The sequence below is a fragment of the Bacillus sp. FJAT-29937 genome, from assembly GCF_001509555.1.
Lineage (GTDB): Bacteria > Bacillota > Bacilli > Bacillales > Cytobacillaceae > Cytobacillus.
Genome location: NZ_LMAS01000017.1, coordinates 51,111 through 66,215, shown reverse-complemented (window position 1 = coordinate 66,215; position 15,105 = coordinate 51,111). Strand labels below are relative to the sequence as shown.

Here is a 15,105-nt window from a genome sequence, read left to right as displayed (position 1 = left end):
CATAAGAGAATGGGATATTTTTGACATAAAAAAACTCCCCCTAAGGTTCAACAGATTTTTATTTTTTAATCTGTCTACCTTATGGGGAGCATATCAAAGTGCTTGTGTACTCTCAATCTTTTTTTATATGTAAAAACTAAATTTAGGTTAATAGTAGTGGGAAAAAAGAAGGGAATTCTCTATTTTTGTCGAATTATTCTTATAATTAAGCAGACTATTTTAATTTTGGAAGAGGGAGGGGGAGAGTTGTGAAGATCATTAAAAACTTTAAAATAAAAAACAAGCTATTTATTTTAATCATAACTTCCATCATATTTCTTATTACGATTAGCGCTATTGGCTATATATACATGAGTCAAATGTCTAATAATACGAAGGAAATGTATACGGAACGGTTAATTCCAATAAAAAATATTAATCTTATACGGAATAACAATCGTGCGCTTGATTCCTTTATACTAGAGTTAATTTTAACGAATGATCGAGCTAAGCAGGTTGATTTAGAAACAAAAATTAATGAAAGATTTGAGCAAAACAGTCAGCTTATGAAGGAATATGAAGCCACTGGCCTAGATGAGGATGAAAAGCAAAACTTTACACATCTGCAAGAGCATCTGAAAGCTTATGAAAGAGAGCTTTATAAAATAGCTGATTTAGCCTTAGCAGGTAAGCGGGAGCAGGCATATTCAGCGTATTCTACTAAGCTTAATAGTGTCAGAGTTTCTGTTAGTGGATATTCAGATGTTATTAGTGACAGCAATATTATTGCATCTGAACATCTAAATCAGCTCAATGAAGAAATGAAGAACCAGGCAACAATGATCATGCTTATTGTTTCTCTGCTTGCAGCTATCCTCTTTACGGGCATCGGATGGGTCATTATTAATCTAATAACGAATCCTGTGAAGGAAATTCAGAGTCTAATGTCAAAGGTTGGGAAAGGCGATTTTACCATACAGGGTAGAATTGATTCCAGAGATGAAATTGGACGATTAACCGAATCATTTAACAGCATGATTAGCGGAATTCAAGGGCTGATCAAACAAGTTTCCCTGACGTCTGAACATGTTGCGGCTTCCGCTGAAGAGTTAACAGCAAGTACTGAAATGACAAACAAAGCAACAGAGCATATTGCAAGGACTATTCAAGAATTAGCGGCTGGAACAGACCAGCAAGTCCATAGTGTTGGGGAAACAACGAATACTATTAATGAAATGTCTGATGGTGTTCGTCAAATTGCTGGTAATGCGCAAAATGTGTCTGATGCAGCATTAATTACTTCTGAAAAGGCATTAGAAGGAAATGAAACCATTTCAAATGCTATTCTCCAAATGAATTCAATCAATCAAACCGTGTCTTTATTAGGAGATACGATTAAGGGGCTAGGGGAACGGTCTAAGGAAATCGGATCCATTATCGAGGTGATTACAGATATTTCAGCTCAAACCAATCTTCTTGCCTTGAACGCGGCAATTGAAGCTGCCAGAGCAGGCGAAAGCGGACGCGGATTTGCTGTTGTAGCTGATGAAGTTCGAAAGCTCGCAGAACAATCAGCTGGATCAGCTCAAAAAATTTCAACCTTAATTACGTCTATCCAAAGTGAAACACAATCAGCTATTTTATCAATGGAACAAGCTTTTACAGAGGTAAATGAGGGAATTGGAATTGTGAATACAGCAGGAGAATCATTCCAGCAAATTCAAAGTGCAGTTAAAGAGGTTGCTAGTGATATACTTGATGTCTCATCGGCTGTCCAGCAAATGGCTGCAAGTTCAGAGCATATTCTTAATGCGATCAATATTGTGAACGAAGTAGCGGCCACGGCTGTAACCGGAACCGAGGAGGTTTCATCCGCAACCGAAGAACAGCTCGCATCCATGGAAGAAATAGCTGCGTCCTCCCATGCTTTATCGAAAGTGGCTGATGAATTGAAGGTGTTAATTGGGACCTTTAAAGTGTAAATGTGTAAAAGAGAAATAAAGAAAAGGTACTTTCCCAAAAACACGTCCCAAATATCTACCTTTTTTTAAAATCGTTAAAAAGCCCGAATCTAGGCAGGTAGACATTGCCAAAGATTCGGGTTTTGCCATTTCGGTTATTTGCTGCCTGGTGCGGGCTGGTCAACACCTTTTACACGATGACGATGGCCATCGTTTTCCGTTGTATAGAAGTCATAATAATGAACATGCATGCCATTGCCGACAGGGATTGCAGGACCTGAGTATGCTTTATAATGGTGATTATGACCATCCTCAAAAAGGACATATCCTTCTGTATAATGAATATGATTTCCATCCTGGGTTTGGATAGGAGGAGAAGTAATATCTAAACACTGATGAACATGTCCGTCACTAACAGATGTATAATCCACAGAACCATGATTATGATGAGGCACAAAGCCAGGCTTAAAATCATCCTTTCCTACTCTATTCAACGTACTCACCCCAAAAATAATATTTTCCCCTCTAGATGTATATGCTCATGAATTGGGTAATAATTCTTGAGATGTTGTGAACAGATCTTTATTTAATCAGAGGATTATGGGTGTGAGGGTGGACTTTAATAAGATGAGTGAACAATAATGGAACCACAGTCCTCGAAAATTTGCCCAGCCCAGCTATTTGCAATATATCTTCACAAATGCAGTCTATTTAGACCCCCTCTTATTAATTTTTTACAATAACAAATAACTTTCACTAGAATTTCAATCAAACGTTTGTTTAAATAACTTTTTTAAAAATTTAATCAAACGTTTGATTAGCGGTTTAACCCAACTGCCCCAAGGGATTGAGGGTTCAATTAAACGTTTGATTAATTAGGTTTTATTCAAATTTAATTAAACGTTTGATTAAAACTTTTTCCCGAATATACCATGATATCCCCTGTATTTCGAATAATATCTTTCCACATTAATAAAGGGAAACCATTATATTTAGGAGAATAATATAATTAAACAAACGGGACATCATTCATACAACAGTTTAAGAGGTGTTTGCCATGGATATACACATACTTGCTAAGGATTCATTGGAAGCTCAGGGAATACGCTGGATTATTGAATCACATTTGGCTGGAGTGAAGCTGAGTCAGTGGGATACGATTGAGGAGCTTATTCAGTCTGTGCACAAACAGCTCCCACAGCTAGTCATAGTAGATATGGATCGATGGGGCCCTGAGAGTGAGCGGCTATGCAGCGGGCTCCAGCAGCTTAAAATTCGCTGGCTGGGGATTTCTTCGGAACGGATTTTTCAAACGGCGTATCGGGCTCTCCAATTTCGGGCGGAGGATGTTTTGTTTCGGCCTTTTTCAGCAGATGACTTAGTTAAACATATTCAACAGCTTCGTTACCAAACGCGTAATGAACAGCCATTCTATTTAAATCAAACTGTTAGTAAACCTAATGCGGATATGATCGATTACCCGGACCTCTTTTTATCAGATAGAAAGAATGGCTATCCAATCACAATGGTAGCGTTCTTAACACCTAATCCGGATACTCTTCGCCTTGTGTATGATGCACTGCAGCGATACTCTTTTCCAGGTAACTATACATTATTTGCTCTTTCCGATTTTATCCTTTGTGTTCAGGAAACGGAAAAGATTGAAATTTTACAGGAGGTTTATCAATCTTTTTTAACGAAGTGGAAGGAAAGGATGGACGAGCCTTTAGCTATTGTGATTAATACAGAGTCGGCCGAATTTTCTCTAAAGGCTAAATACCAGCAAACACGGCAGCTGACGAAGAGGATTTTCTTTGAAGGATACGATATTATTTTAGCAGAAAATGATCAAATGCTTTCAAGGGAATTAGATCCTTTCCTCACTCCGCTTGAACAGCGCCAATGGATTGAGATGCTGGAAAAGCAAAATTTGCGGGCTATTAAGGAATGGGTGGAACATGAATTTCTGACATATGAAAAGCCATACCCCGATCCTGAAATGGTTCGTATTCGTCTGACTAGTGTGCTTGCTCAAATTCGCAGGCATATGAAGTCTTATAATCTTCAGAGTCCAATATTAGAGGCAGCTTACCATGATATCTTTCAGCAAATTATTCACAAACCAGTCATTTATCAAATTGTTCAAGAGCTTCTCACTTTTACTAGCCGTCTGCTTAATCAGGTAGAAGCCCAGCTTCTTCAGGAAGGTCCGCGTTCTCTAGTTGAAAAAGCAAGAGAATTAATTGAAGCGAATTATTGGGATGCAGGATGGAATCTAGCGGCTTGCGCTGAGGCACTTCGAATCAATAAAAGCACACTGAGCCGACGTTTTTCAATGGAATCTGGAATATCATTTAGGGACCTGCTACACCAAGTAAGAATTCGGGAAGCAAAACGCCTGCTCCAAGAAACGAATTTGCCTTTAGAAGAAGTAGCAAGATTAACGGGCTATTCTCATCAAACGTACTTTAATTCTAAATTCAAGCAGTATGAATCCTGTACCCCGTCAGCCTACCGCAGCGGATATAGTAATTTCTAATAAGTTTATTGAAAATCGTGAGACATTTTATAAAAAACGGTAATTATATAAAAATGGGTGCAACAGAGTATAAAATTATCATTATTTTATAAATAATTATCTGAAATTTCCCTATACAATAAAAGTATAAACAAAGGGAGGTAAGGATAATGAAAACGATTGCAAGTGAAAAGATTGTACGTTACCGAGGAACAGACTTGAATACAAAAGGGTGGCAGCAAGAGGCGGCACTTCGGATGCTGATGAACAACCTGGATCAGGACGTAGCGGAGCATCCAGAGGAGCTTGTTGTATATGGTGGCATTGGAAAAGCCGCGCGAAATTGGGAATGCTTTGATGCCATTGTAAAATCCTTAAAAGAGTTAGAAGATGACGAAACTTTACTCATTCAATCAGGAAAGCCAGTAGCAATTTTTAAATCACATACGGATGCACCAAGGGTTCTTCTGGCAAACTCAAACATTGTCCCTGCCTATGCGAATTGGGATACATTTCATGAACTCGATAAAAAAGGTCTGATGATGTATGGACAAATGACTGCGGGCAGCTGGATTTATATCGGATCACAAGGAATTGTTCAAGGAACCTATGAAACGTTTGCTGAGCTTGCTAAGCAGCATTTTAATCATTCGCTTAAACATACCATTACTGTAACAGCTGGTCTAGGTGGAATGGGTGGTGCTCAGCCGCTTGCCGTTACGATGAATGGCGGGGTATGTATCGGTATTGAAGTCGATGAAACAAGGGTTGACCGCCGAATCGAAACACGCTACACAGATGTGAAAACCAATTCCCTAGATGAAGCGATTCAATGGGCGCAGGAAGCGAAATTGTCTGGCAAGGCTTTATCGATTGGTTTAATCGGAAATGCCTCAGATATTTTACCAGAAATGATTGCCAGTGGCTTTATTCCAGATGTTTTAACAGACCAAACTTCAGCTCATGACCCTCTTAACGGGTACGTTCCTTCAGGCATGACTTTGGAGGCTGCCGCTGAATTACGCCAAGCGGATCCAGTTGAATATGTGAAACGCTCTAAAGCTTCAATGGCAAAGCATGTTGAAGCGATGTTAGAAATGATGGAAAAAGGCGCGATTACATTTGATTACGGCAACAATATCCGTCAGGTTGCAAAGGATGAAGGAGTAGAAAATGCATTTGCGTTCCCTGGATTCGTTCCAGCCTATATCCGTCCACAGTTCTGTGAAGGAAAAGGACCTTTCCGCTGGGTAGCTCTTTCTGGAGACCCTGAGGATATTTATAAAACTGATGAGGTTATTTTGCGTGAATTTAGCTATAATACTCACCTTTGCAACTGGATTAAGATGGCTCGCGAAAAAATTCAATTCCAAGGTCTTCCATCCCGCATTTGCTGGTTAGGCTACGGAGAGCGTGCACGATTTGGAAAAATCATCAATGATATGGTAGCAAGAGGTGAATTGAAGGCGCCGATTGTGATCGGGCGTGACCATCTTGATTCTGGTTCAGTAGCTTCACCGAACCGTGAAACAGAAGGAATGAAGGACGGCTCTGACGTTGTAGCCGATTGGCCAATTTTAAATGCAATGATCAACGCAGTTGGCGGGGCAACATGGGTTTCTGTTCACCATGGCGGCGGTGTTGGCATGGGTTACTCCTTACACGCGGGAATGGTCATTGTCGCAGATGGAACAAAGGAGGCAGAGGCACGTCTTGAGCGTGTATTGACAACTGATCCAGGAATGGGAGTTGTCCGTCATGTTGACGCGGGATACGAGCTAGCTGAGAAGACAGCGAGGGAAAAAGGCGTCAATATTCCAATGCTTAAAAAAGGGAATGAATAAAAATGGCAAAACCAATTTGGATTAAACATATTACACAGCTGGCGACACTTGCTTCAGAAGTTAAAGGACCTCGTTCAAAGGAAGCTATGTCAGAGCTAGGGTTAATAGAGGACGGCAGCATATGGCTGGAGGACGGTGTGATTCTGGCAGTAGGAACAACTAAGGAGCTTGAAGAAACCTACTCGGCAAGAGCAGGGGAAGCTGAAATTGTTGATGGGACGGGACATTTAGTTACTCCTGGTCTAGTTGACCCTCATACACATGTTGTTTATGGCGGCAGCCGTGAACGGGAATTTGAAATGCGCCTTGAAGGTGCAACCTATATGGATATTATGAATGCGGGCGGCGGGATTCATGCAACGACCCGCATGACCCGTGAAGCGTCTGAAGAGGAATTAATTGATCAAACGACCCGGAGACTTGATTCATTTCTAAAACACGGTGTGACAACCGTTGAGGGAAAAAGCGGCTATGGCATGAATCTAGAAACGGAATTGAAGCAATTAAGGGTGATGAAAAAACTGCAGGAGTCTCATCCAATTGATTTAGTTCCGACCTTTATGGGCGCTCATGCCGTTCCGCCTGATTTTAAAGGAAGAGAAGATGAATTTGTTGATCATTTAATTGAAGAAATGCTGCCTATAATAGCAGAGGAAAAGCTGGCAGAGTTTAATGACGTTTTCTGTGAAAAGGGTGTATATACTCCGGAACAATCTGAGCGGATTTTAGAAGCGGGAAAACGATTCGGCCTGACACCGAAGATACATGCGGATGAAATTGAGCCGTATGGCGGAGCGGAATTAGCGGCCAAGGTTGGGGCCATTTCAGCTGAACATTTATTGAAGGCATCAGACGAGGGAATCAAGGCAATGGCGAAATCAGGAACGATTGCCTGCTTGCTGCCGGCGACTGCCCTTTACTTGCGTGAACAGGCAGCTGCAGGAAGAAAAATGATTGATGAAGGTGTTGCAGTTGCGATTTCTACCGACTGTAACCCAGGCTCTTCACCAACAACTTCTATGCCGCTCGTTATGAATCTAGCATGCATTTCTATGAGGCTCACACCTGCTGAAAGCTTAACAGCCGCAACCTATAATGCAGCTTGTGCAATCAACCGTCAGGAAAAAGTCGGCTCTCTGGAAGTTGGCAAACAAGCAGACATCGTTCTCTGGAATGTAAAAAGCTATCAGGAATTACAATATTTATTCGGCGTCAACCATGTGAAATCAGTATGGAAAAATGGCGTTCAGGTGGTGTAAGAAATATGAAAGAAAATTGGCTTCAAAAGCCGGAATGGTCTTGGAATAAAGGAGAAGGAGAGCCCACTTATGTTCATCAGTGGGTTCGTCCTCTTCATGAAATGAACGAAAAGCCTGATTTGATTTTATATGGGGCTCCGATTTCAAGGTCCTCTATCAGCGTATCTGGCGCCTCCTTGTATCCGACTGAATTTCGGCGGATGTGGAAAGGTTTTGCTACCTATAATTTAGATGAGGATGTGGACTTATCTGCGTATCGTGTGGCAGATGCGGGCGATGTTGCCATGCACACAACGGATATTTTGTTATCCCATCGGCGTATCCAATCCTCTACTGCATCAATAGTGGAGGCTTATCCGGAAACGGTAACGTGCATGATTGGCGGCGACCATTCCACAACTGCTTGTTCAGTGCGCGGGGTGAAGGAAGCTTTTCCAAATGAAACGATTGGGATTTTGCAGCTCGATACCCATCTTGATGTAAGAGATCCCGCTGAACTGGGGCCAGCCAATGGAACGCCTATCCGGCAATTGATTGATGGCGGCACAGTTAAGGGTGAGCATGTTTTTAATATTGGATTGCACGGTTACTTTAACGTAAAGCCGCTTGTTGAATACGCAAAAGAGCATCAGATTCAAATGGTTACATTGAAACAAGCGCGTAAAAATGGAATGATCAAGACCATTCAGGAAGCCTTAACCAACCTTTCAGATCAAGTTGACCGTATTTATGTGACCGTTGATATGGATGTGCTCGACATTTCCGTGGCACCCGGTGTTCCCGCATCAACACCTGGTGGAATGACAGCCATAGAACTATTCGATGCATTATTAGAAATAGGTAAATATCCGGCTGTACGGCATATCGACTTCGTTTGTCTCGATCCTAGTAAAGATTCGTCAGTTGCCGAAACAGTCAAGACAGGTGTGTATGCGTGGCTACAATTTGTAAGCGGTCATGTTTCCCAAACAAAATAAGAGCGAGTCTTAATTCAAGATACTAACTAATATTATCGTTACGCCAATTGCGTGTTTAATACTATAACTAAACATTTGTAAGTAATACAGAGGAAGTGACTTTGAATGTCTGCTTCCTTTTTTCATTTAAAGTAGCCCGTTTAGATCCCCGTTCCCGTCAAAAAAAGCCACACACGGTCACCAAACAAAGGCTATGATGCCCGCTCCCAGGGTTTTACGCCGCGAGCGGGCATCAAAAGCCAATTTAGGTGACCGCTCCTACCAAAAATAATCAACTACGGTCTTCAAACCCAGCCAAATATTTAGCATATCGAAAAGGTGAAGTTCAACAAACCCATCCTTTTCTGCTCCTATTATTTTCATATTAAATTGTCAAATTTGTTTCTTAAATAATAAATTTTTCGATTATTTCGCGTATTACCTTGTAAAAGTGCTTCTTTTCAGTCAAAATAACAAGATAAAAATGTAGAAAAGAGATGATTTTGATGCAGGCTGAAGTTATTCAGGGGAAGTCGATAGAAGAATGGAAAAAGGAATACCCGGTCCTTTCAGAAATGACTAAGTTAAAGGAAGTTTTTTGGACGAATCCGAAGTACAAGTCAATTGCGGAGGCTTCTTCATTGTCGATGGAAGATGTCATTGATGCGGAGGAAAGATTGGCGCGCTTTGCCCCGTACATAGCAAAGGTATTTCCGGAAACGGCGAAGGAAAAGGGATTTATTGAATCACCGCTCTTTCCGATTCCGAAAATGAGAACTAAGTTGGAAGAGTTTTATCAGCATGCTTTACCTGGAAGCTTGTTTTTGAAGGGGGATAGCCACCTTCCGATTTCAGGCTCTATTAAGGCGAGAGGCGGAATTTATGAAATATTGAAATATGCCGAGGAATTAGCCTTAACAAATGGGCTGCTTTCACTCGAGGATGATTATTCCATATTGGCTGAGCAAAAATATAAAGATTTTTTTTCAGGCTACTCTATTGCTGTCGGGTCCACAGGAAATCTAGGGCTTAGCATCGGAATTATGAGCGCGAAGCTCGGCTTCAAAGTGTTCGTTCATATGTCTGCTGACGCCAAACAGTGGAAAAAGAATTTGCTGCGCGAAAAAGGCGTAGATGTCGTTGAACATGCATCTGATTTTAGTGAAGCGGTTGCCCAAGGGAGAAAGCAAGCAAGTGAAGATCCCGATATGTATTTTGTCGATGATGAAAGCTCCAAGCATCTTTTCCTAGGCTATTCAGTAGCGGCCCTTCGTTTGAAGAAGCAGCTGGAGGATAAGAATATTAAGGTGGACGCAGAGCATCCATTATTTGTTTATCTGCCATGTGGTGTAGGTGGAGGGCCAGGAGGAGTCACATTCGGCCTTAAGCTTGTATTCGGCGATCACGTCCATTGTTTCTTCGTAGAGCCGACTCATTCCCCATGCATGCTCCTTGGTTTAATGACGGGACTTCATGATGGAGTAGCTGTTCAGGATTTTGGCATTGATAACAAAACGGAAGCTGACGGACTTGCTGTCGGACGCCCATCTGAATTCATTGGCAAAGTAATTGAAAATAAACTTAGTGGAATTTCAACCGTGGAGGATGAAAAGTTATTTTCCTATCTGGCATTGCTTGCTGATACAGAAGGGATTTTCTTAGAACCATCAGCTCTTGCAGGTTTTTCTACTTATATCGAATTATTAAAATCAGAAGCTGGAAAAACATATATGGAAAAGGAATATCTTCAATCAAAATTAAACAATGCAGCACACATCGTCTGGGGAACAGGCGGAAGCATGGTGCCAGAGAAAGAAATGAAACAATACTACGAAAGAGGAAAGCGCATAATAGAATAGTTGTATAGTGCCTGCTCGCAACCTAGAATGTAAATGTCGTTGGCTTCATTTCTCTGCGCTGGTGATTACTTCGTACATCAAGGACAAGTTCTGCTGAATCCAACGACAATTAAATTTAATTACACATAAAAGCAAAGGAGATTAAAACATTGGACAGGAAGTTATATTACAAGGATCCATATATAAAATCCTTCCGTGCCCATTTGCTTAAACAAGAGAAGGATGAGCAGGGCAGATGGTTTGCTGTTTTAGATGAAACAGCTTTTTATCCAACGGGCGGGGGACAGCCTTTTGACACTGGCACCATGAATGGTGTGCCTATTTTGGATGTGGAAGAAGTTAACGGAGAAATCCGCCATTATTTAGAGGCCGAGCTGGAAGAAACCGCTGACTTGGTTGCATGTGAAGTAGATTGGGACAGGCGTTTTGACCATATGCAGCAACATGCGGGCCAGCATATTTTAACGGCGGCTTTTGTAGAGCTTTTCAATTTTGCAACGATTAGTTTTCATTTAGGAAGAGAAATAAATTCGATTGATTTAGATATAAGTGAGCTTACCGAAGAGCAGGCAATGGAGGCGGAGCGGCTAGCGAATCGAATCGTTCTAGAGGGACGGCCAATCGAAACGAAATGGGTTTCGGAGGATGAACTTTCCAATTACCAATTGCGGAAGGAGCTGGCTGTTTCCGAAAATATTCGCCTAGTGATTATTCCTGATTTTGATTATAACGGCTGCGGCGGGACTCATCCTAAATCCACGGCAGAAGTGGGACAAATCAAAATATTGGATTGGGAACGGCAAAAGAATAAAATCCGGGTTCACTTTGTTTGCGGAGGACGGATTTTAACCCAGCTCCATCAAAAGCATAAAGTACTAAAGAGTTTAACAGATCTATTAAATTCGCCGGAACAAGATCTAGCGGCAGCTGCTAAAAAGCTAATAGAGAATGGAAAAGATTGCGAAAAGTCAATAGAAGCAATGCAGGAATTGCTTTTGAACTATGAAGCAAAGGATCTTCTTAATGCTATCGATCATACAAAAAATAGTAAAATCGTCCATGCGGTTTTTCAGAATCGCTCCATTCAGGACCTTCAGAAGTTAGCCCGATTGATTGCTGCGCTTGCTGATGATGTAATTGTACTTTTAGTAAATGAAACGGATAATAAGCTCCAATTTGTATGTGCAAGAGGAGTCCAGCAGACTGTTAGCATGAAGAGTATTTCTAGTGAGCTGCTCTCATTAGTAAATGGAAAGGGTGGAGGAAACGATCAGTTTGCTCAAGGCGGAGGAGAGAAGCTTATAACAGGAGAGCAGCTTCTTCAGCATGCTAGGGAAAAGGTATTATTGAACGTAAAATAAGCAATAAAATAAAGCGGTAGTTAATAAAATATTTAGAAAAATCTTATTAAGTGGTTGTCAGTCAGTCTCTGTTGTATTACAATCCTATTAAGGGCTATGCATTACATTGAATGTTTATGTTACCCACATAAACACCCCATGTAATATCCTTGCTCTGCAGGAGGCATGTTCATGTTTCAGCAAAATACGGTTTATATTTTGGGTGAAAGCAAGACTTCTTCGAACAATCCGATTATGCAAAAGTATAATGGTTTCTTCATTGGTCTTGTCATCAACCGCGAAACCGACCAAATAGTTGATGCGGAGTGTTCATCCACGATTGCATTGACTTCATCTTTTATTCAATCACTGTTTGTAGGAAAGTCTATTCTAGAAGTGGATCATGTGCTGGAAGAAATTGAACAGCGTTATTTTGGATCATCTCAAAAGGCTTTAATGGTGGCTTTTAAGAATGCCAATATTAAATATACACAAATAATGAATAAATAAGCTGCTTTTTCTGTTAAACGCAGATGAAATCCAGCTGTTGGAGATGATTATTTTCTCTGGCAGCTGGTTTTTTATTTCACATACTGTATATTTTTTCAAAGGAAGTTATTTTTTGATACATTCTATTAAACTATAAAGAGGGGGAATTATATAATGAAGCTATACATATCCGTTGATATGGAAGGGATCACAGGCCTAGCTGACTATACACATGTAGATTCTTCTAAGCATAATTACGAACGAAGCAGAAAGATAATGACCGAGGAAGCTAACCATGTGATTACAGCAGCTTTTGACCAAGGGTGCCAAGAGGTTTTAGTGAATGATAGCCATTCAAAAATGAATAATCTCCTCATAGAAAACCTCCATCCAGAGGCTCAAGTAGTAGTAGGAGATGTTAAGCCATATTCAATGGTCCAAGGGTTAGATTCCACTTTCGCTGGGGCTGTTTTCGTTGGTTATCATGCAAGGGCTTCCATGAAGGGCGCAATGTCCCATTCAATGATTTTTGGTGTACGCAATATGTATATCAATGATGTGGCAGTTGGAGAGATGGGCCTTAATGCATATGTTGCAGGCTACCATGGAGTTCCGGTCATAATGGTGGCAGGAGATGACCGTGCTGCATTAGAGGCGGAGCAGCTCATTCCAAATGTAACCACTGCCATTGTAAAGGAAACGATTACCCGTTCAGCCGTTAAATCATTGACACCTGCAAAAGCAGGCGAGCTTCTAAGAGAAAAAGTGGCCGAGGCATTAAAAAATCGCGATTTAGTGAAACCGCTTGCACCGCCGGATAACCCAGTTCTCAGAATCGAATTTGCCAACTATGGGCAAGCAGAATGGGCTGCTTTAATGCCGGGAGTTGAGATTGAAGAAAACTCGACCATTGTCCGTTACCAGGCAAAGGATATTCTTGAAGCGTATAGAGCGATGCTGGTTATGGTTGAATTAGCAATGAGAACATCATTCTGTTAGGAAGTGTTATTAAATGACATCATACATTGTAAAACGCCTCATTGCCATGCTTGTAACACTTTGGCTAATCGTTACACTTACCTTTTTTCTCATGCATTCGATACCAGGCTCTCCTTTTAATGAAGAAAGGGCTACGAATGAGACGGTTCAAAGGAACCTGGAAAAGTTCTATCACTTAGATAAACCACTTTATGTTCAATATGGAATGTATTTGAAATCAGTTGCTACATTAGACTTTGGACCTTCTATTAAAAAATCATCCCAAACCGTCAACGAAATGCTTGGAAGGGGATTCCCGGTTTCGTTTGAGTTGGGGATTGTGACATTAATTGTAGCGGTACTATCCGGCATCACACTTGGAGTGATTTCTGCCCTTCGTCACAATGGCTTTATTGATTATTTGGCGATGACGATAGCTGTTCTCGGGATCTCGATTCCAAACTTCGTAATGGCCACCCTTCTTATTCAACAAGTGGCTGTTAACTGGGGCATCCTCCCAGTCGCTACATGGGTGAGCCCGAAGCATATGATCCTGCCAACGTTAGCGCTTGCAACAGGGCCCATGGCCATCATCGCCAGGTTAACAAGGGCCAGTATGCTTGAAGTGCTGACACAGGATTATATTAGAACAGCAAAAGCAAAGGGATTGTCACCAGTGAAGATAGTCTTTAAACATGCATTAAGAAATGCACTATTGCCGGTCGTTACCGTATTAGGCTCACTTGCAGCCAGTATTCTGACAGGGACATTTGTTATCGAAAAGATTTTTGCCATCCCGGGCATGGGAAAATATTTTGTGGAGAGTATTAATCAACGCGACTACCCTGTCATCATGGGGACAACAGTTTTTTACAGCTCAATTCTAATTATGATGCTATTTTTAGTGGACATTGCTTATGGCATCCTCGACCCTCGAATCAAGCTGCATAAAAAGGAGGCGGCCTAATGGAACTGAAAAAACAGCATGAACGTCATATTGCAGCAGACATTCCAGATGAATGGTTTGTTCCGAAAAAAAGTAATGAAGGTGAGGCTGAGGCCGTTGTTCGTCCAAGTCTTAGCTACTGGAAGGACGCATGGAGGCGCTTATTAAAGAATAAATTAGCCATGGCGGGACTTACCTTTCTTGTTTTACTTGCCTTTATGGCGATATTTGGGCCAATCATTTCTCCTCATGATGTCACAGAACAGAAGCTCATGAATCAAAATTTGCCCCCTTCAAGCAAACACTGGTTTGGCACAGATGAACTGGGCAGGGATGTGTTTTCCCGAACGTGGTATGGAGCTAGAATATCCTTATTTGTTGGGATTGTAGCTGCCTTAATTGACTTTATCATTGGGGTTGTCTATGGAGGAGTCGCCGGCTATAAAGGCGGAAAAACGGATAATGTCATGATGAGGATCGTTGAAGTTTTATACGGATTGCCATATTTATTAATTGTTATTTTAATAAGTGTTGTCATGGGGCCAGGTTTATTTACGATTATCTTCGCCCTTACTGTAACAGGATGGATTGGAATGGCCCGGATTGTAAGAGGGCAGGTCCTGCAAATAAAAAACTATGAATTTGTTCTCGCATCTAAAACATTCGGAACGAAAACATCAAGGATTATTAAGAAAAACCTGCTTCCAAACACAATGGGGCCGATTATTGTACAAATGACGTTAACCGTCCCATCTGCTATTTTCGCGGAAGCATTTCTAAGCTTTCTCGGGCTAGGCATTCAGCCGCCTTTTGCCAGCTGGGGTTCAATGGCAAGCGATGGTTTGTCTACTATTCTATCAGGTCATTGGTGGAGATTATTTTTCCCGGCATTCTTTATTTCACTGACCATGTTTTCATTTAATGTGCTCGGGGACGGACTCCAGGATGCACTTGATCCGAAGTTAAGGAGGTAATC

The 15,105-nt window shown here is 41.3% G+C and carries 12 protein-coding genes and 1 pseudogene; 12 read left to right on the top strand and 1 reads right to left on the bottom strand.

The genetic code is table 11. The features are described 5' to 3' along the window. Positions 1-248 precede the first annotated feature (248 nt). Positions 249-1,019: pseudogene (locus tag AR328_RS23635) on the top strand (MCP four helix bundle domain-containing protein); the annotation flags it as partial. Next, complete coding sequence (locus AR328_RS23630; RefSeq protein WP_442854477.1) at positions 1,014-1,961, top strand: methyl-accepting chemotaxis protein; 948 nt, start codon at positions 1,014-1,016, stop codon at positions 1,959-1,961. The pseudogene AR328_RS23635 and the gene AR328_RS23630, both read left to right, overlap by 6 nt. A gap of 134 nt (positions 1,962-2,095) precedes the next feature. On the opposite strand, the gene AR328_RS21530 is transcribed toward AR328_RS23630, so the two are convergent. After that, a complete protein-coding gene (locus AR328_RS21530) occupies positions 2,096-2,434 on the bottom strand; it encodes a YmaF family protein (RefSeq protein WP_066301863.1) in 339 nt (112 codons plus the stop codon). Positions 2,435-2,997: 563 nt separating this feature from the next. On the opposite strand from AR328_RS21530, the gene AR328_RS21525 reads away from it, so the two are divergent. The 10 genes from AR328_RS21525 to AR328_RS21480 all read left to right on the top strand — a co-directional run bounded on the left by AR328_RS21525 (position 2,998) and on the right by AR328_RS21480 (position 15,103). After that, the gene (locus AR328_RS21525) at positions 2,998-4,479 is read left to right on the top strand and encodes a response regulator transcription factor (protein WP_066301860.1); all 1,482 of its coding nucleotides are present in this window, start codon (positions 2,998-3,000) and stop codon (positions 4,477-4,479) included. A gap of 149 nt (positions 4,480-4,628) precedes the next feature. Then, positions 4,629-6,302 (top strand): urocanate hydratase, encoded by a 1,674-nt coding sequence (gene hutU, locus AR328_RS21520; protein WP_066301851.1) that lies wholly within the window; start codon positions 4,629-4,631, stop codon positions 6,300-6,302. A gap of 2 nt (positions 6,303-6,304) precedes the next feature. Then, positions 6,305-7,561 carry an imidazolonepropionase gene (gene hutI / locus AR328_RS21515; protein WP_066301848.1) on the top strand — a complete coding sequence of 419 codons (1,257 nt, stop codon included), beginning with the start codon at positions 6,305-6,307 and terminating at the stop codon, positions 7,559-7,561. Between the two features lie 5 nt (positions 7,562-7,566). Beyond that, entirely contained in the window at positions 7,567-8,538 is a 972-nt protein-coding gene (locus AR328_RS21510; RefSeq protein WP_066301844.1) for an agmatinase family protein, read from the top strand. Between the two features lie 485 nt (positions 8,539-9,023). Continuing rightward, entirely contained in the window at positions 9,024-10,376 is a 1,353-nt protein-coding gene (locus AR328_RS21505; protein ID WP_066301842.1) for a D-serine ammonia-lyase, read from the top strand. A gap of 149 nt (positions 10,377-10,525) precedes the next feature. Next, positions 10,526-11,737, top strand: coding sequence for an alanyl-tRNA editing protein (locus AR328_RS21500; protein ID WP_066301836.1), 1,212 nt, complete (start codon positions 10,526-10,528; stop codon positions 11,735-11,737). Positions 11,738-11,908: 171 nt separating this feature from the next. After that, positions 11,909-12,226, top strand: a complete 318-nt coding sequence (locus AR328_RS21495; protein ID WP_066301834.1) for a DUF3870 domain-containing protein — start codon at positions 11,909-11,911, stop codon at positions 12,224-12,226. 153 nt (positions 12,227-12,379) lie between these two features. Continuing rightward, complete coding sequence (locus AR328_RS21490; protein WP_066301832.1) at positions 12,380-13,204, top strand: M55 family metallopeptidase; 825 nt, start codon at positions 12,380-12,382, stop codon at positions 13,202-13,204. A 13-nt stretch (positions 13,205-13,217) separates the two neighbouring features. After that, a complete protein-coding gene (locus AR328_RS21485; RefSeq protein ID WP_066301825.1) occupies positions 13,218-14,150 on the top strand; it encodes an ABC transporter permease in 933 nt (310 codons plus the stop codon). Further along, positions 14,150-15,103 (top strand): ABC transporter permease, encoded by a 954-nt coding sequence (locus AR328_RS21480; RefSeq protein ID WP_066301823.1) that lies wholly within the window; start codon positions 14,150-14,152, stop codon positions 15,101-15,103. Before AR328_RS21485 ends, AR328_RS21480 begins: the two co-directional genes overlap by 1 nt. The last annotated feature ends 2 nt before the right edge of the window (positions 15,104-15,105 follow it).

Coding starts and splice junctions, on each gene's coding strand:
- AR328_RS21525 (WP_066301860.1), top strand. CDS start 2,998: ATGGATATACACATACTTGCTAAGGATTCATTGGAAGCTCAGGGAATA.
- AR328_RS21490 (WP_066301832.1), top strand. CDS start 12,380: ATGAAGCTATACATATCCGTTGATATGGAAGGGATCACAGGCCTAGCT.
- AR328_RS21480 (WP_066301823.1), top strand. CDS start 14,150: ATGGAACTGAAAAAACAGCATGAACGTCATATTGCAGCAGACATTCCA.
- hutI (WP_066301848.1), top strand. CDS start 6,305: ATGGCAAAACCAATTTGGATTAAACATATTACACAGCTGGCGACACTT.
- hutU (WP_066301851.1), top strand. CDS start 4,629: ATGAAAACGATTGCAAGTGAAAAGATTGTACGTTACCGAGGAACAGAC.
- AR328_RS21495 (WP_066301834.1), top strand. CDS start 11,909: ATGTTTCAGCAAAATACGGTTTATATTTTGGGTGAAAGCAAGACTTCT.
- AR328_RS23630 (WP_442854477.1), top strand. CDS start 1,014: ATGATTAGCGGAATTCAAGGGCTGATCAAACAAGTTTCCCTGACGTCT.
- AR328_RS21505 (WP_066301842.1), top strand. CDS start 9,024: ATGCAGGCTGAAGTTATTCAGGGGAAGTCGATAGAAGAATGGAAAAAG.
- AR328_RS21485 (WP_066301825.1), top strand. CDS start 13,218: ATGACATCATACATTGTAAAACGCCTCATTGCCATGCTTGTAACACTT.
- AR328_RS21510 (WP_066301844.1), top strand. CDS start 7,567: ATGAAAGAAAATTGGCTTCAAAAGCCGGAATGGTCTTGGAATAAAGGA.